Source organism: Rheinheimera sediminis, assembly GCF_004005375.1.
Taxonomy (GTDB): Bacteria; Pseudomonadota; Gammaproteobacteria; order Enterobacterales; family Alteromonadaceae; genus Pararheinheimera.
Genome location: NZ_RZUF01000001.1, coordinates 68,006 through 84,771, shown reverse-complemented (window position 1 = coordinate 84,771; position 16,766 = coordinate 68,006). Strand labels below are relative to the sequence as shown.

At 46.6% G+C, this 16,766-nt stretch carries 12 protein-coding genes; 6 read left to right on the top strand and 6 right to left on the bottom strand.

Annotated elements, in window-relative coordinates; translation table 11 throughout:
* Positions 1–245 precede the first annotated feature (245 nt).
* Complete coding sequence (clpS, locus tag EMM73_RS00325; protein WP_127684468.1) at positions 246–566, top strand: ATP-dependent Clp protease adapter ClpS; 321 nt, start codon at positions 246–248, stop codon at positions 564–566.
* Between the two features lie 48 nt (positions 567–614).
* Entirely contained in the window at positions 615–2,870 is a 2,256-nt protein-coding gene (gene clpA, locus EMM73_RS00320) for an ATP-dependent Clp protease ATP-binding subunit ClpA (protein ID WP_127684467.1), read from the top strand.
* Between the two features lie 351 nt (positions 2,871–3,221).
* On the opposite strand, the gene infA is transcribed toward clpA, so the two are convergent.
* From infA to trxB, 4 genes are all read right to left on the bottom strand, one after another.
* On the bottom strand, positions 3,222–3,440 hold the full coding sequence (gene infA, locus EMM73_RS00315) for a translation initiation factor IF-1 (protein ID WP_008610216.1): 219 nt from the start codon (positions 3,438–3,440) through the stop codon (positions 3,222–3,224).
* A gap of 95 nt (positions 3,441–3,535) precedes the next feature.
* On the bottom strand, positions 3,536–4,249 hold the full coding sequence (locus EMM73_RS00310; RefSeq protein ID WP_127684466.1) for an arginyltransferase: 714 nt from the start codon (positions 4,247–4,249) through the stop codon (positions 3,536–3,538).
* A 1-nt stretch (position 4,250) separates the two neighbouring features.
* Positions 4,251–4,964 carry a leucyl/phenylalanyl-tRNA--protein transferase gene (gene aat, locus EMM73_RS00305; protein ID WP_127684465.1) on the bottom strand — a complete coding sequence of 238 codons (714 nt, stop codon included), beginning with the start codon at positions 4,962–4,964 and terminating at the stop codon, positions 4,251–4,253.
* 27 nt (positions 4,965–4,991) lie between these two features.
* A complete protein-coding gene (trxB, locus tag EMM73_RS00300; protein WP_127684464.1) occupies positions 4,992–5,948 on the bottom strand; it encodes a thioredoxin-disulfide reductase in 957 nt (318 codons plus the stop codon).
* A gap of 232 nt (positions 5,949–6,180) precedes the next feature.
* Here trxB and EMM73_RS00295 point away from each other — a divergent pair, with 232 nt between their 5' ends.
* Positions 6,181–9,447 carry a sensor histidine kinase gene (locus tag EMM73_RS00295; protein WP_127684463.1) on the top strand — a complete coding sequence of 1,089 codons (3,267 nt, stop codon included), beginning with the start codon at positions 6,181–6,183 and terminating at the stop codon, positions 9,445–9,447.
* Here EMM73_RS00295 and trhA read toward each other — a convergent pair.
* Complete coding sequence (trhA, locus tag EMM73_RS00290; protein ID WP_127684462.1) at positions 9,444–10,097, bottom strand: PAQR family membrane homeostasis protein TrhA; 654 nt, start codon at positions 10,095–10,097, stop codon at positions 9,444–9,446. The two genes, EMM73_RS00295 and trhA, sit on opposite strands and share 4 nt — an antisense overlap.
* Before the next feature lie 135 nt (positions 10,098–10,232).
* Between trhA and EMM73_RS00285 the strand changes: the two genes are divergently transcribed.
* From EMM73_RS00285 to EMM73_RS00275, 3 genes are read left to right on the top strand one after another with little or no spacing between them, the layout of a single operon-like run.
* Entirely contained in the window at positions 10,233–11,510 is a 1,278-nt protein-coding gene (locus EMM73_RS00285) for a glycosyltransferase (protein ID WP_127684461.1), read from the top strand.
* A complete protein-coding gene (locus EMM73_RS00280; protein WP_127684460.1) occupies positions 11,503–12,267 on the top strand; it encodes a Nif3-like dinuclear metal center hexameric protein in 765 nt (254 codons plus the stop codon). Before EMM73_RS00285 ends, EMM73_RS00280 begins: the two co-directional genes overlap by 8 nt.
* A gap of 26 nt (positions 12,268–12,293) precedes the next feature.
* Positions 12,294–13,067: a methyltransferase domain-containing protein gene (locus EMM73_RS00275; protein WP_127684459.1), complete on the top strand. Its 774-nt coding sequence runs from the start codon at positions 12,294–12,296 to the stop codon at positions 13,065–13,067.
* A gap of 383 nt (positions 13,068–13,450) precedes the next feature.
* On the opposite strand, the gene EMM73_RS00270 is transcribed toward EMM73_RS00275, so the two are convergent.
* Positions 13,451–16,699, bottom strand: coding sequence for a S41 family peptidase (locus tag EMM73_RS00270; protein WP_127684458.1), 3,249 nt, complete (start codon positions 16,697–16,699; stop codon positions 13,451–13,453).
* Between the last annotated feature and the right edge of the window lie 67 nt (positions 16,700–16,766).

Genomic DNA, 16,766 nt, shown 5'->3' with positions numbered 1-16,766 from the left:
CCTTCTCTAAGTTAGCTAAATTCTGTATTCTAAAGCGGAGCAACGGGGAGCTGCTGGCAGACTCCACTATTCACTGTAGATAATTTGTGCAACTAGTCAAGTTTTTTGCAGACTTGTAAACAGAGGCCGCAGATACTATCTATAAGATACAGAATACATGTGGCCGTAAAGGTCGTAGTGGCTTTAGGTCCAACAAAAATACATCAATGCAATTTTGATGCTTTGAACAGGCGTAGCTATAGTTTATGAGCGGTTATAAAGAAAACAACGTACTAGATCACGGAGTGGTGGATAAAACCCGGCAACAGGTTAAACCACCCTCTATGTATAAAGTGATACTTCACAACGACGACTATACTCCAATGGATTTTGTCATTGATGTGTTAACCCGGTTTTTTAATATGCAGTATGAAAAAGCCAGTGAAATTATGTTGCAAGTGCATTACGAGGGTATGGCGGTTTGTGGGGTGTTCACAGCCGAGGTAGCGGAGACCAAAGTTCAGCAAGTGTCCATTTATGCGAAAGAGCACGAACATCCATTGTTATGTACTATGGAACGAGCTTAACGCCAAACAACTGCTGTAGTAACTCAGGTGGATTAGGAGTGATGTTGTATGTTGAACAAAGATCTTGAGTTAACCTTAAATCTGGCATTTCGATTTGCGCGGGAAAAACGTCATGAATACATGACGGTAGAACATTTATTGTTAGCGTTATTGGATAACCCGGCAGCAGGCGAAGCATTAAAGTCTTGTGGAGCCAATATAGACCGTCTGCGGCTCGATTTATCGCATTTTATTGATACAACCACCCCTCTGTTACCAGAGGACGATACGGACCGCGACACGCAGCCTACGCTTGGATTTCAGCGTGTGCTGCAAAGAGCTGTGTTTCACGTGCAGTCGTCGGGGAAATCCGAAGTTACGGGCGCTAATGTATTAGTCGCTATTTTCAGTGAGCAGGAATCACAAGCTGTTTATTTGCTGAAAAAAATCGATATCAGCCGGTTGGATATCGTTAATTACATTTCTCATGGTGTGATTAAAACCGAAAAAATCGAGCAGCAGGATGAGCAGCAAGATGAAAATGGTGATGTGCAGGTTGAAGAAAACAAATACCTGGAAAGCTTCACAGCCAATCTGAATGTGCTGGCAAAAAATGGTCAGATCGATCCTTTGGTTGGCCGTGATATGGAGCTGGAACGAACCATTCAGGTGTTGTGCCGTCGCAAGAAAAATAACCCGTTACTGGTAGGGGAAGCGGGGGTGGGTAAAACCGCCATTGCTGAAGGTCTGGCTTATCGCATCGTCAACAAACAAGTCCCGGAAGTCATAGCCAACGCTACTATTTACTCGCTGGATATGGGCTCTTTGCTGGCAGGCACCAAGTACCGTGGTGATTTTGAGAAACGCTTAAAATCCTTGTTGAAAGAAATCGAAAACGAAAAAGATGCAGTACTGTTCATCGACGAAATTCATACGGTTATTGGTGCTGGTGCAGCGTCCGGTGGGGTAATGGACGCATCCAATCTGATTAAACCGCTGTTATCCAGTGGTCGTTTACGTTGCATAGGTTCAACCACCTATCAGGAATTTAAAAACATCTTTGAGAAAGACACTGCGCTGGTGCGCCGTTTCCAGAAAATTGATGTGGTTGAACCAAGCGTCGATGATACCACGCAAATTCTGCAGGGTTTAAAAGAGCGCTACGAAGCGCACCATGGCGTCCGTTACACCCAAAAGGCCTTGCGTGCTGCAGCTGAGCTGTCGGCTAAGTACATCAACGAGCGTCATTTACCGGATAAAGCCATAGATGTGATTGACGAAGCCGGTGCCAGTCAGCGCTTGTTGCCTGTCTCCAAACGTAAAAAAGTCATTAATGTGCCAGAAATTGAGCACATTATTGCCAAGATGGCGCGGATCCCTGAAAAGTCAGTGTCTGCCTCAGATAAAGATGTGCTGGCGAATTTAGATCGTAATCTTAAACTTGTGGTCTTTGGCCAGGATGAACCTATTGAAGTGTTAACTTCGGCTATTCGTTTATCCCGCTCTGGTTTAGGCAACGAAGAAAAGCCTATTGGTAACTTCTTGTTTGCAGGCCCAACAGGGGTAGGTAAAACCGAAGTCACTAAACAGCTGGCCAAAATCATGGGTGTAGAGTTGTTGCGTTTTGACATGTCCGAATACATGGAACGTCATGCCGTCAGCCGTTTAATTGGTGCGCCTCCTGGTTATGTAGGTTTTGATCAGGGCGGTTTGCTGACCGATGCAGTATCAAAACATCCGTACTCAGTGGTACTTTTGGATGAAATTGAAAAAGCCCACACTGATATCTATAACATTCTGTTGCAGGTGATGGATCATGGTACTTTAACCGACAACAGCGGCCGTAAAGTCGATTTCCGCAATGTGATTTTGGTGATGACCACTAATGCTGGTGTGCAGGAGACGGTGCGTAAAACCATCGGCTTTAAACAACAGGATCACAGCCACGACGCTTTAGCCGAAATTAACCGCACTTTTAGTCCTGAGTTCAGAAACCGTCTGGATGGCATCATTTGGTTTAAACATTTATCCCGCGACATTATTCTGCAAATTGTTGATAAGTTTGTTTGCGACTTGCAGGTGCAGCTGGATAAAAAACAAGTGTCGATGGAACTCAGTGGTACTGCCCGTCAATGGCTGGCCGATAAAGGGTATGATCAGGCAATGGGTGCCCGTCCTATGGCTCGGGTGATTCAGGAGCAACTGAAAAAACCTTTGGCCAACGAAATTTTGTTTGGACGACTGGCGCAGGGTGGTGATGTGCGGATTGATCTGAAAGGCGATGAGTTGGAATTTGATTACAACGAAGAAGAAGCTTTAGTCTGATATACCCGTCGTTCTTGAAGCTGCAGCTTTGTTGACTGCGCCATCTCGCCCCAGTCACATAGGTGAACTATGCTCCTGGGGTCTCTCTGGCTTGTCGCCTCCCTTCAACTCCCATTACTTGGGTCTTTATACCCGTCGTTCTTGAAGTTGCAGCTTTGTTGACTGCGCCATCTCGCCCCAGTCACATAGGTGAACTATGCTCCTGGGGTCTCGCGCACTTGCCGCCGCGCTGCAACTGCAATTACTTGGGTATAAAACAGCATCACACATCGAGAATACGAAAAAACCCGGCTTGCCGGGTTTTTCTTTAGAAAAGCAAATAGCGTTAGCGCTATCTGGTTCCGTCAAATCTTAACGTTGACGGAACACGATGCGACCTTTGGTCAAATCGTAAGGAGTTAATTCAACAGTGACTTTGTCACCTGTCAAAATGCGAATGTAGTTTTTACGCATTTTGCCTGAAATATGGGCAATAACTACGTGGCCGTTTTCTAACTCGACCTTAAACATGGTGTTTGGCAGGGTATCTAAGATAGTCCCTTGCATTTCAATTACGTCTTCTTTCGCCATTCAGCGTGCCAGCCTCTTATTTAAATTCAGTAGTTCAAAAAACTGCCGCAGATTTTGCCGAAAAAGGGCAGATAAGTAAAGCAACATAGACAGATTTAGCGAAATGAGTGCCATTCTCCTGCTATAAAGCGTTGCTGTGGCAAAAATTTTGCCTTGTAGTTCATTTTTTGGCAGTGCTGGATGTAATAACCAAGATAAACAAAATTGATGTTTTCGATTTTGGCTTGTTCAATCAGTGCCAGAATTGCCAGGGTGCCAAAAGCCAAAGTATGACCAGTCTGGTAAAAAGTGTAGACAGCAGAAAAGGCATCGGCAGTAGTGTCGACTACGGTCACAGCCACTAGATCGTCGCCCATATATTGCTCTAAAAACTGTATCTTCAGCCAGTTGGCTTGCCACAAGTAAGTCATTTGTTCCGGACTGGTCGGAGACATCGAACTTTCGGCGTGTTTGCTGTCGATATAGCATTGATACAGGGCATAATACTTTTCTGTACAATCTTCGGTATTGCTGTGCTGTACTAACTGATATCGCCAGCTCGTGCGTTTGGCTTTATTCCAGACCCGACGTTGGCTGCTGTTGAATTGAAATGCTGTTGCCTCGAGCCGCACCGACTGACATTGCTGGCAGCCTTCACAGTAGGTGGTATAAATCTGTTCACCGCTGCGCCTGAAATTCAGCGTCAGTAGTTGCTGATAAAACTGAGCATCCAAAGGCTCATCCGGCAGAGTAAATAACAAACGCTCCTGTCGGTCGGGCAGATAATTGCATGGCTGTTGCTGACTAACTCCCAGTTTTAGGCCAGACATCTTAAAGCTCCAACTGAATATCCTGCTTACGCCAACTATCAGCGGGGCAGAACAGTGTTTTATGGTTCGCCAGTAAAGTCAGGTAAGTTCTGCGAGCCAAAGGCTCTGCTCCTAACTGCTGTAAAAAAGGATTCATCATCTGACAATCAATATAGCCTGTTGCAAAGCTTGATAAATGCTGTTGTAAGGCCGCAAGCGCAATTTTTGCTGTATTAGGCAAAGTGTTGAACATGGATTCACCACAAAACAGCTGGCCGACCATCACGCCATAACAGCCACCGACCAGTTCGCCATCAGACCAGACTTCAATACTGTGAGCATGACCTTGCTGATGCAAAGCAATATAAGCCTGTTGGATATCCGGTACTATCCAGGTGCCTTGCTGTGAGGGCCGTGGTGCACTGCAGGCTTTGATCACCAGCGCAAAAGCTTTGTTGATACTGATTTGGAAACTGGAATGATGCAGTAGTTTTCGCAAGGTACGGTTAGGTTTTAATACACCAGGCTTAAAAATGGCGCGTTGTGACGGACTCCACCACAACAGTGGATCGCCCGGGCTAAACCAGGGGAAAATGCCGCTTTGATAGGCTTTTAACAAACGCTCTGGCGATAAATCACCACCCATGGCCAATAAACCATCCGGTTCAGTCAGAGCCTGACTGACCGGAGGGAATTCAAGCGACGCTTTTGACAATTCGGGTAAATAAATCACCACTATTTACCCTTTGAAAGGTCGGGATAGTTATTTAGCTAAAGCGTCTAAATAACGCTCAGCATCTAAAGCAGCCATACAGCCAGTGCCTGCAGAGGTAATAGCCTGACGGTAGATATGATCGGACACGTCGCCTGCTGCAAATACGCCCTCAATACTGGTTTGAGTGGCGTTACCTTCAGTGCCACTTTGCACTTTCAGATAACCGCCATTCATTTCCAGTTGACCGGCAAAAATGTCGGTATTTGGTTTATGACCTATGGCGATAAACACACCAGCTACGGCTACATCTTCAGTTGGCTGGCCATTGGTAGACTTTAAGCGCATACCGTTGACGCCCATATCGTCACCCAAAATTTCTTCCAGTTCACGGTGGGTGTGCAGAATAATGTTGCCTGCAGCGACCTTCGCCATTAAACGGTCAACCAGAATTTTTTCAGCTTTGAAGGTATCGCGACGGTGCACTAAATGCACTTCTGAAGCGATATTGGCTAAATACAGAGCTTCTTCAACTGCAGTATTACCACCACCTACCACTGCAACTTTTTGATTGCGGTAAAAGAAACCATCACAGGTGGCGCAGGCAGACACACCACGGCCGTTGTAGGTTTCTTCTGAAGGTAAGCCTAAATACTTGGCTGAAGCGCCTGTAGCGATAATCAGCGCGTCACAGCTGTACTGGCCGTTGTCACCTGTCAGGATAAAAGGGCGCTGTTGGAAATCCACAGTGTGGATATGATCAAACAGAATTTCTGTGTTGAACGTTTCAGCATGAGCTTTCATACGCTCCATCAGCGCTGGTCCTGTTAAACCATGTGGGTCGCCCGGCCAGTTTTCTACTTCAGTAGTGGTGGTCAATTGACCGCCTGCTTGCATACCAGTCAGCAGCACCGGGTTTAAATTGGCGCGCGCAGCATAAACAGCCGCAGTGTAGCCCGCAGGGCCTGAACCTAAAATCAATAAACGGCTGTGTTTTATCGTCGACATGCATTACTCCGGCATTTTAAATCAGTGATCACATAGTTGATCATTCAATGGGGCCGATTTTATGGCATTGCAACAGCGAGATAAAGCATAACTGCATTTTTTCCATTTCAGGCTCTGGTCAAGATCCGTTGCTATGGTATTGTTTGTTTACACCTATTTGCTGCAGCTGCTCTACTTATGCTGAAATTGCGTTATCTGTATTCTGTTTTTAATACTGAAAAGGGCTGAATGAATGAAAGTCAGGCTCCATCATTATATTCTGACCCTGTGGCTAGTGAGTTGTAGCTTTATGCTCTGTGCTGATGCGCAGTTTACTCGTATTAGTGTGGATGATGGATTGCCCAATGCCAGTATTTATAAAATACTGCAGGATGATGACGGCTATATTTGGTTGGGTTCGACCAATACGGGCTTACTGCGATACAACGGTTATGAGTTGGAAGCTTTTGATGTACTGCCGTCTTCAGTCAGCGAAAATATGTTGGTGCCTGATATTGATGCCTTGTTAATAGATAAAAACCAACAACTCTGGGTCGGTACCTGGGGTATGGGGTTGAGTAAAATTGATATCCGGACAGGTCACATCACTCATTTCTCCGACCAACCTCAAAGTGTGCTGCCTTTAGTCAGTAATTATATTCAAACTTTATTACTCGATAAGACCGGAGCTTTATGGATAGGCACAAACAATGGTCTGCAACGTTTATCACCCGATGGACAATTGCAGGTTATAGGTGAAGCGCAGAGTGCTCGACCTCTTATTCATCAACGAATTTGGGCGCTGGAGCAAACACAAGATGGCACTATCTGGATTGCCACCAGCAAAGGTTTACATCAATGGACAGTCAATGATGGACTCAGTGTTGCCTATCAGGCCTATGGTCCGCAAAGCGCTGATAATGAAATGCGCGCCTTGTATAGCGATGGCTCGCACATTTGGGTCGGGGGTCGCACAGCTTTGCTCCAGTTCGATCCTGCCTCTGCAGAGTTTCGCACCGTGCCTTTTTATGGCGATGCCAAAACGCCGATTATCAATGTGCTGATCGATGATCAACAAGGCAATCTGCTGGTAGGGACTTTTGACGGCGTCTACAAATTAGCTTTAGCTACCGCTCAGTTTGAACCTTTTGGTGAGCGTCCTCAGTTATTACCAGGCATCAATGTACGATCCTTATTGGTCGACCGAAGTGGTTTATTGTGGATTGGCAGCAGAGAAAGAGGTTTGTTCTACGGCAGGCATCAGCCTTCTGCTTTTACTGATTTGAGGCAGTGGGGCCAACAAGCCGCTGTCCTGGCTGCGAAGCCACTCACAGCGGTAAAAGTCGAAGACAATTTTTTATGGTTAGGTGCTGCCGATCAATTTTATCAGCTCAACCGCCAAACAGGTGCTGTCGCCTCTTTTGCAACCTCAGCTCGGGTTAATGCAATCACCAGAACTGCTCGGGGAGAACTTTACCTTGGGCTTGACAATGGCTTGTGGCAGTTTGATGAGCAAAGTCAGCTGTTGCGTAAACTTGACTCAAGTCAGAACAAAGAGGGGGTTCAGTGGCAAAATGTTCGGGACCTCATTAGTCTGTCCGATGGAAGTTTATGGCTAGGATTGTGGCAAAACGGTTTGATGCGATGGGATCCGGCTGGAAACCATCAACACTGGTTGCAGGATATGGCTCAGAATAAAGTTGGGGATGCGGTGCAAGTAGTACAGCAGATCCAGGGCAAAATCTGGTTGGGTACCCGCTACTCCGGAGTATTTGTAGTGGATCCTGTCAGCATGCAATTGGAGTCCCTAAACCCAAAGTTACCTCAGAAGCACGCTGCAGATATTCAGTGTATTACGCCGGGCCCAGACAATACGGTACTGATATGCAGCCGAAATGGCTTGCTCAGTGTAGATCTGGATACTGGCGCTTTGTCGGTGCTGATTGAAGCGGTAAAGCTTCCAAGCACTGAGTTACTTGGTGCTTATACAGATAAACAAAACAATATCTGGTTGCTGTCGGCTTACGGTTTAACTTTAAAACCTTACCAGCAGGGGCGTTTAATTACTTTTACTGAGCAGGATGGCCTAAATAGCAAAGAAATGATTTTTAAAGCATTTTCAGTATCAACTAGTAATGATTTATATCTTGCTACTGCCAAGGGCTTAGCCATAGTGAATACAGACCGTCTTTGGCTTAATAATTACAAAACCACAACCCGGGTTTCAGGCATCTGGGTTGACCAAAAAAAGTTGAAACCGGGTTTAATGCAAAAACCGTGGTCTTCTGTTGAATTAAAACCCGGACAAAGTATCAGTCTTGAGCTTGCCAGCCTCGATTTTCATGACGCTAAACGAAATCAATTTATGTACCAGCTGAAAGGCGTAGATAACGATTGGCAACACAATACTGGCTATACCAAAGTAAATTACAGTCAGTTAGAGCCGGGTAGCTATCAATTTAATGTGCTGGGCTCAAATCAGCATGGTTTGTATGCAGCTCAGGCTCAAACTCTGCAAATCGACGTGCTTCCTTTGTGGTGGCAACGAACCTGGGTCATAGTGATATTCGTGCTGGCTTTGCTGTTGCTGCTGTTAGGAGGGCATGCTTATCGATTACGGCATATGCGGCAAATTAACAAGTTATTGCAACAATCAGTGCAGGAAAGAGCGACGAATCAGACGGTGTTAGAAGCTATGGTGGCCGAACGTACCAAAGCGTTGCAGGATAGCACTGCGACCTTGTCCTTGCGCTCTAAACAGCTCGAGCAGAGCCTGTTGCAACTGGCAGAAAATAACAAAGAACTAAAACGATTGAATAATCTTAAAGATGAGTTTATTTCCACTGTAAGCCATGAGCTGCGAACCCCTTTAACTTCCATACGAGGAGCTGTTGGTTTACTTGCCAGTCATGCTGTTGACCAGAGTTCTGCGCATTACCAGCATTTGCTTCAAACAGCCCTGGGCAACAGTGAAAGATTGTCTCAGCTTATTAACGACCTGTTAGATTTACAAAAGTTTGAATCCGGTAATTTCAACTTATCGTTGGAGCTAATAGAGTTAAAACCTCTGATACTGCAGGCCTTGGATAACATTGCGCCTTATGCTGCTAAATATCAGGTAAGTTTTCAGACGATGCTTGTTGAGTGCCAGGTGGTGGCCGATCAGACCAGAATACGGCAGGTAGTCGATAATTTATTATCCAATGCGATTAAGTTCTCTGGCTCGGGTCAGACTGTGAGGGTGCAGTTGATGCAACAGACAAGCGTTGTGCGCTTTGAAGTGCAGGACCAGGGCTCTGGTATTCCGCATGATTTTCGCGACCGTATTTTTGAAAAGTTTTCTCAGGCTGATGCCTCCAGCAGTCGGAAAGCTGAAGGCACAGGACTGGGATTAAACATTTGCAAAACTATTGTTGCAGCTCATCATGGCACCATTGGTTTTGACAGTGAACCTGAGCATGGCGCCTTATTTTGGTTCGAACTACCTGTAAAACCACCTATCCAGACAGTGGTAGTTTAACCAACCACTGTCTGGGGCAAAACATACCAATACACGGCCAGGAAATGGCAAACACTGCCAGAGAGTACAAATAAGTGCCAGATCAGATGATGCATAAATAAAGTTTTTTGCACATAAAACGCTACGCCACCTGAATAGAGTACACCGCCGGCCAATAGCCACCACAAGCCCGCTGCTGGCACATAGGTTAGCATAGGGTTAATAGCTACTATCACAGTCCAGCCCATAAGCAGATACATAGCCAAAGATAGTTTCTGGTATTTTGCGCCGGTTAAAAGTTTCAACAGCACGCCAATCAGAGCAACAGTCCAGACGAATGCAAAAAGCCACCAGCCCCAGTTCTCTCTTAAACTGATCAAGGTAAATGGGGTATAGGTGCCCGCAATCAAAACAAAGATCGCCGAATGATCCAGCTTTCTCAGCCAAAGTTTGTGCTGCTGATTGTGGATGGCGTGATATAAGGTTGAACTGCCATAGAGTAAAATTAAACTCAGACCAAACACCCAACTGCTTATTTGACGCCATATATCGGCTTCGGCGCTAAGCTCCAGCATCAGATACAAGCCAATGAGACTTGCGAATACTCCTACACCATGACTGATGGCATGGCTTACTTCTTCCGTTGCGCTATAGCTGGTGACTGCTTTCATGATCTGTTGTATCTGGTCTGAGCTGTAAAGTGCTATGGTAACACTGAGCTAGGAAAAGCATCCAATGCAATTCGTTATTTTCCGGAGATAAAGGTAAACTAGTTATCTTTGTTTTTTCAGGATTAAATCGGCTTTATGTCTGTGCTTTTAGTGGTGGGTTATGTGTGGCCCGAACCTAATTCTTCTGCTGCCGGCAGTCGCATGTTGTCTTTGCTGGCGATGTTTCGCCAGCAGAACTGGACTGTTATTTTTGCCAGTCCAGCCGAAAAAAGCCCGCACCGTTTTGATTTAAGCCAGTGGCAAATTGCTGAACAGCAGATCCAGTTAAACGACAGCAGTTTTGATAAGCAATTAAAACAGTGGCAGCCCACAGTGGTGATGTTTGACCGGTTTATGCTGGAGGAGCAGTTTGGCTGGCGTGTTGAGCAGCAATGCCCTGATGCGCTGCGATTATTAGATACTGAAGATCTGCATTTTTTACGTTTAGCCCGTCAGCAGGCTTTTAAAGCAGGCAGGGCTGTGACACTGGATGATTTACACAGCGAGCAGGCGCAGCGTGAAATAGCTGCTATTTACCGCTCTGATCTGACGTTGATTATTTCAGAAGCGGAAATGCAGTTACTGATCGAACATTTTAAGGTGCCAACAGAGCTGCTGTGTTACAGCCCGTTTTGGCTTGAAACATCAGCAGAAGCAGAGCTTCTGACTGAGTTGCCGCTATTTGAACAACGTCAGCATTTTGTCTCTATTGGTAATTTTCGGCACGAACCGAACTGGCAGGCTGTGCTTTGGCTTAAACAGCAGATCTGGCCTCTAATCCGTAAGCAGTTGCCCAAGGCTGAGCTGCATATTTATGGCGCTTATCCGCCGCCTAAAGCCACGCAGTTGCATCAGCCTAAAGAGGGGTTTCTGCTCAAAGGCTGGGCTGAAAGCGCAGCTGAAGTGGTTAAAAGTTGCCGGGTGTTATTGGCTCCTTTGGCTTTTGGTGCTGGCCTGAAAGGCAAATTTATTGACGCCATGGTGCAGGGCACTCCTAGTGTCACCACGGCCATAGGGGCTGAAGGCATGGCGCATCATGGATTATGGGGCGGGCTTATTGGCGAAACTGCTGAACAAATCGCTGAGGCCGCTGTGCTTTTGTATCAGGACCAGGTTTTATGGCAGCAAAAGCAGCAGCAAGGCTTTCGCATTCTGGCAGAGCGTTTCACGTTGGTACAACATCAGCCCCGCGTCTGGCAGCAACTGATGGACGTGCAGCAACAGCTGTCACAGCACAGATTAATGAACTTCACTGGCGCTATGCTCAGGCATCATCAGCATCGCAGCACACAATTTATGGCGCAGTGGATCGAAGCAAAAACTAAATTGGCAGAGCTGAAACACAGCCTTGCACAGGAGACAACAGATGAGTGAAATCAGCCGTCAGGCGTTAGTTCAACTCTTGGATCTGGAACTACAAAGCAGCCTGATCAAAGACTATTGCCCCAACGGTTTACAGGTTGAAGGCAAAAGCCAGATAAAAAAAATAGTGGCTGGAGTCACTGCTTCTCAGGCTTTGCTGGATGCAGCTGTAGCAACTGGTGCTGATGCCATTATGGTGCACCATGGTTATTTTTGGAAAAACGAAGACTATGTGATCACTGGCATCAAAAAACGCCGCTTACAAACCTTGTTAAAACACGATATCAGCCTGCTTGCTTACCATCTGCCGCTGGATGTGCACCCGCTGCTGGGTAACAATGCCCAACTGGCATTAAAGCTGGGCTTAACCCAGTGGCATGCCGTGCCAGGTGTCAGCCCGGCAGGCGTCTTGATGCGTGGCACTTTAGCTAAGGCGATGACCAGCCAGCAGATTGCAGATCGATTGCATTATGAGCTCAATCGCGCTCCGCTGTTGCACACAGTGCTGGATAAGCCTGTAACACAACTGGCCTGGTGCACGGGCGGTGGTCAGTCTTATATCGACCAGGCTTATGCCGCAGGCGCAGAACTCTTTATCAGCGGTGAAGTGTCGGAACAAACTATTCATAGCTCCCGCGAGCTGGGTATCGACTTTATTGCCGCTGGCCACCATGCCACTGAGCGTTATGGCATCAAAGCTTTAGCTGCATATGTGCAGCAGAAAACCGGTGTGGTCTGTGAATTTATTGATATCGACAATCCGGCTTAAGGGTTTTACCAAGTGAGTAATAAACAGTGACTAAAAAGCAGCAGGACCGCAATTTTGACGGTATAGCGGGCAAGTTTCAGAAAAACATTTACCAAACCACCAAAGGCCGGGTGCGCCAGGCCGTGCTGTTACGGGACTTTGCTGAATGTGCCGATTTACAGCAGCCCAGCCGTATTCTGGATGTAGGTGCAGGGCAGGGCCAACTGGCGCTGGCTTTAGCAGAGCAAGGCCATCAGGTTACGTTAACTGATCTGTCGCAGGATATGCTGGATATGGCGTTGCAGGATGCCAAAGATCGCGCAGTGGAAACGCAGATCCAATGCCATGCTCTGGCCTTGCAGCAGTTGTCTGAGCAAGAGTGGCAGCCGTTTCCTGTGGTGTTATGTCATGCGGTGTTGGAATGGCTGCATGAGCCGGCAGAGGCGATCAAGCAGTTGCGTGCTTTAGTACAAAAAGGCGGTTTGTTATCACTGATGTTTTATAACAAAGACGCTAAACGTCTGAGCAATATTATTTATGGCAATTTTAACTATGTGCTGCGTGATTTGGCCTTTAAGAAAAAAGTCAGTTTAAGCCCGCAAAATCCGCTGCAACCTGACGACGTCTATCGCTGGTGCAAAGAGGCTGGTTTTGCGATTGAAGGCAAAACCGGAGTGCGTTGTTTCCATGACTATCTGCGTGACCGCTCTGAGCAGGAAACTGAATTTGATAAGTTGCTGCAGCTTGAACTGCAATACAACAGACAAGAACCTTATGCCTCTATAGGGCGGTATCAGCACCTGTTACTTCGGGCTTTGTAACCTTTTTCCTTAGTCGAAAATTAAATGTGAAAAAACAGTTGCGGTGCTGAATAAAGCTGTTATGATTAACTTCGTAATGCGAACGGTTATCATTTGCAAAGTATGCAATCAAGTGGGAAGTCTGCACCCTGCCAGGAAGGCGACTTGATTTCGTAGGCGGATAAACGCTCTGTTACTTGTAGTGACCCTATGACAACAACTGTTCTGCTGTTGTTGTCTGACTCCGAAGTCTTTGCCCATCCAAAGACCACGTTCTGGCCCGGCCTTATCAGCCGGGCATTTTTTTATGTACCCTATCCGCTATCATGAGTTTTTTGTTGTAGATAAAAAAATCGCTGACAAGCAGCGATTTTTAAAGCCTGCGATAAACTACAGAGAGGCGTTTATTTTCCCAACTGAGTGGGCATAGCAGGAGCCTGACGATGATCTTCAGGCGGATTGGCTTTGAGTTCTGCTAAAGTGTGAGCTATAGCCCGCTCCAGCTGTACATCACGGCCTTTGTTCACTGCAACAGGGTCTAATTCCACTTCGATATCTGCAGCAACGCCTTCGTTTTCTACACGCCATTCGCCATCAGGTGTATAAAAACGGAAGAAAGGAACGACGTGGAAGCCGCCATCAATCATATCAGGGTTGGTGGAGATGCCGATTAAGCCCCCCCAGGTGCGGGTTCCGATGGTTTTACCTAAACCCAGACGTTTAAAAGCCCATGGCAGGAAATCCCCCCCTGAACCTGCATCCTGATCAATCAGCATGGTTTTTGGACCATAAATACCAGCACCAGGTGTAGTGAAGACTAAACCATCCCGATCTTTCCAGCCGGACAGGAAAGGGCGGCCTAAAATTTCAGTGATATAGTTTGCCGCCTGACCGCCACCGTTTTTGCGTTCATCAATAATGACGGCTGCTTTGTCAGTCTGAGCAAAGAACATACGGTTAAAGAAATAAAATCCACCCTCTGCTGTATTCGGCAAATACACATAAGCGATTTTTCCATCGCTTTGTTTTTCAACGAGTTGCCGGTTTTTTTCCACCCAATGCCACAAACGTAGCTGACTTTCGTTTGCTACCGGTTCAACGGTAATAGAACGGCTATTTTTGCCACTGGCATTGTCTGCGATGGTTAGCACAACTTGTTTGCCCAGCGTGTTATCCAGAAAGGCGTAAATATTCTGCTGTTCAGTCAATTCACGGCCATTGATGGCTAAAAGGTAATCACCGGCTTTGGCGCTCGCTCCTGGCACATTTAATGGTGCCTTTAAAAATGGACTCCAGCGATCGCCTTCAAACACAGTTTTAAACTGATACTTGCCATCGTTAATGACAAAATCAGCACCTAACAAACCAGCTTTACTTGGGGTTTCCTGATGCACATCACCACCACCAATCCTGTTATGGCCGACTTGCAACTCTGCAATCATCTCCACCAGCAGCTCGTTTAAATCTTCACGGCGTTGCACATCTTTCAGTAGCGGCTGGTATTTAGCATAAACAGCCTGCCAGTCCACGCCATGCAGTTTTGCGTCATAGAAATAGTCTTTTTGCATACGCCAAGCATCGTTGAATATTTGCTGCCATTCCTGTTGTGGGTCAACAAAGCTGCGTACATCCGCCAGATTGACAGCTTTTGCATCCAGTTTCTCTTTGGCATCAGCCACTTGCAAGCTGTTTGGCATACTGATCAAAAGCAATTTTTTACCATCGTTACTCAGGTTATAGCCGGCTAGGCCCTCTTTGATGCTTGCTGACTTTTTTTCTTCAAAGTCAAAACGATACAAAGTGCCGTTGTTCTGGCCGTTGCTGCCAGGCAGTTCATTGCTGGCTCCTGCTTGTGGCCGCTCTAGATAAAACAAAGCGCCATCGCTTGCTACACCTAAGCTGTCATAGTTACGCTCAGGCAGGGGCAGGGCGACAATGCGGTTTTGCAGTGAGTCCAGATCAATACGAACTGCTTTTACGGCTTTATCGTCTTTTTTATCTTTTGTGTCGTCTTTCTCAGTGCTCTTTAATGGTTCATCCCCTGTTTTTGCTAATAGCGGGGATTTGCCTTCAGCGGACAGAACATAAGCATAAAGGGCTTTACGTACTGGGCGTTCACGGGTGGATAAATCCAATCCAACCTGAGCAGGACCTGTATTAACCGAGGCGGTAAAATACAGATAATCCTGAGTGAATACAGGATCATCAGTCTGACTCATGCCGTCAGTGATCAGAGTGCTTTTGTTATTTTGAAAATCAAAGAGTTTGATTTGGCTAAAATAATTTGCAGCTGAAACTGTATAAGCCAGATAACGACTGTCGGGTGAAAAGGAGACTTTAAACTCGGTACGGCGTTCAGAGTTGTCCACTTTTCTGCTGCTTTTGGTGTTCAGATCAAAGACATAAAGGTTCAGATGATTGTCATGGTAGGCAATCAGCTTACCGTCAGGTGAAAAGCTCAGCAGGTTAAAATAACCTGTATCAGACAACACAAAGGATTCAGCTTTACTTAAACCATCCTGAGCCTGCAGTACTAAATGATGTTTATTAGTTACATCTGAAATAAAAGCCACAAAACGACCATCCGGGCTCCATAAACCATCGAATTCCCTGATACCGCTGCTTTGGGTCAGATTGCGGGTACTGCCATCTTTTACTGGCACAGTAAACACATCACCGCGGGCGCTGATGACAACACGTTGACCTGTGGCAGACAAACGGGCATTCGTCAGCGTTTTGCTGGCATCCTTCCACTGCGGACGTTTTTGCACGGATTGGCTTTGAATATGAACTGGGATAGGTGTGCTTTGACCGCTGCTGATGTCATAGCTATGTAAAAAGCCGCCAGCTTCATACACTATTTGATTGTTATAGCCTGCTGCACTGCGCAGGTCCCAATCGGTGTTCTTAGTCAGCTGTTCCACTTTTTTCTCACTGTAGCGAAACAGATTCACCGCAGTATTGTCGCGATCAGACAGGAAATACACATTGTCGCCGAGCCAGAACGGGCTAAATTCATTGGCATTAGGATGAGGGATTTTTTCCAGCTGCTGTTTTTCTAAATCGATGATCCACACCGGAGGCGTGCTGCCACCACGATGCAAACGCCAGCCACTAGGGCCACTGTAGGCCATATTGTTAGGCCTGTAGACCAGTTTCTTACCATCGGCATGCAAGTCGCCTTCAAAGGCAACGGCTTCCATCAGCTTGTGCTCAAAACCACCTGTGACAGGCACAGTATACAGCTGATTGCTGCGGCTATTGGCTATCTCGCGGTTGGATGCAAAAATAACACTGTTGCCATCAGGGCTCCAGCCATTCACTGTATCCGCGCCCGGATGGAAGGTAAGTCGGGTGGCCGCTCCGCCGCTTGCTGGCATCAAATACACATCAGTATTGTTATCGTAACTGGCAGAGAACGCGATCCACTTGCCGTCAGGTGAAAATTTAGGCGCAAATTCGCTGGCCGGATGGCTGGTCAACTGACGAGGGTTTTGCCCATTTTTATCGCTGATCCAGATGTCACCACCGTAAACAAAAGTCAGGGCTTCTGCCGAAATATCAGGCTGGCGCAGCAAGGCTGTGCCCTCAGATGCCAATACAGAGGTGCTGGCGAGTGCACAAAATAGCGCAAGGTAACGAGGTTTAAACATAGTCTGTCCCTAGTGTGGTTCTGATTCACTGACAAGTAAACCACATTAGGCGCGTCCGGCAAAACCT

Bases quoted from the DNA above. Each gene is read 5' to 3' on its own strand.
- clpS (WP_127684468.1), top strand. From the start codon at position 246: ATGAGCGGTTATAAAGAAAACAACGTACTAGATCACGGAGTGGTGGAT.
- clpA (WP_127684467.1), top strand. From the start codon at position 615: ATGTTGAACAAAGATCTTGAGTTAACCTTAAATCTGGCATTTCGATTT.
- infA (WP_008610216.1), bottom strand. From the start codon at position 3,440: ATGGCGAAAGAAGACGTAATTGAAATGCAAGGGACTATCTTAGATACC.
- EMM73_RS00310 (WP_127684466.1), bottom strand. From the start codon at position 4,249: ATGTCTGGCCTAAAACTGGGAGTTAGTCAGCAACAGCCATGCAATTAT.
- trxB (WP_127684464.1), bottom strand. From the start codon at position 5,948: ATGTCGACGATAAAACACAGCCGTTTATTGATTTTAGGTTCAGGCCCT.
- EMM73_RS00295 (WP_127684463.1), top strand. From the start codon at position 6,181: ATGAAAGTCAGGCTCCATCATTATATTCTGACCCTGTGGCTAGTGAGT.
- trhA (WP_127684462.1), bottom strand. From the start codon at position 10,097: ATGAAAGCAGTCACCAGCTATAGCGCAACGGAAGAAGTAAGCCATGCC.
- EMM73_RS00285 (WP_127684461.1), top strand. From the start codon at position 10,233: ATGTCTGTGCTTTTAGTGGTGGGTTATGTGTGGCCCGAACCTAATTCT.
- EMM73_RS00280 (WP_127684460.1), top strand. From the start codon at position 11,503: ATGAGTGAAATCAGCCGTCAGGCGTTAGTTCAACTCTTGGATCTGGAA.
- EMM73_RS00270 (WP_127684458.1), bottom strand. From the start codon at position 16,699: ATGTTTAAACCTCGTTACCTTGCGCTATTTTGTGCACTCGCCAGCACC.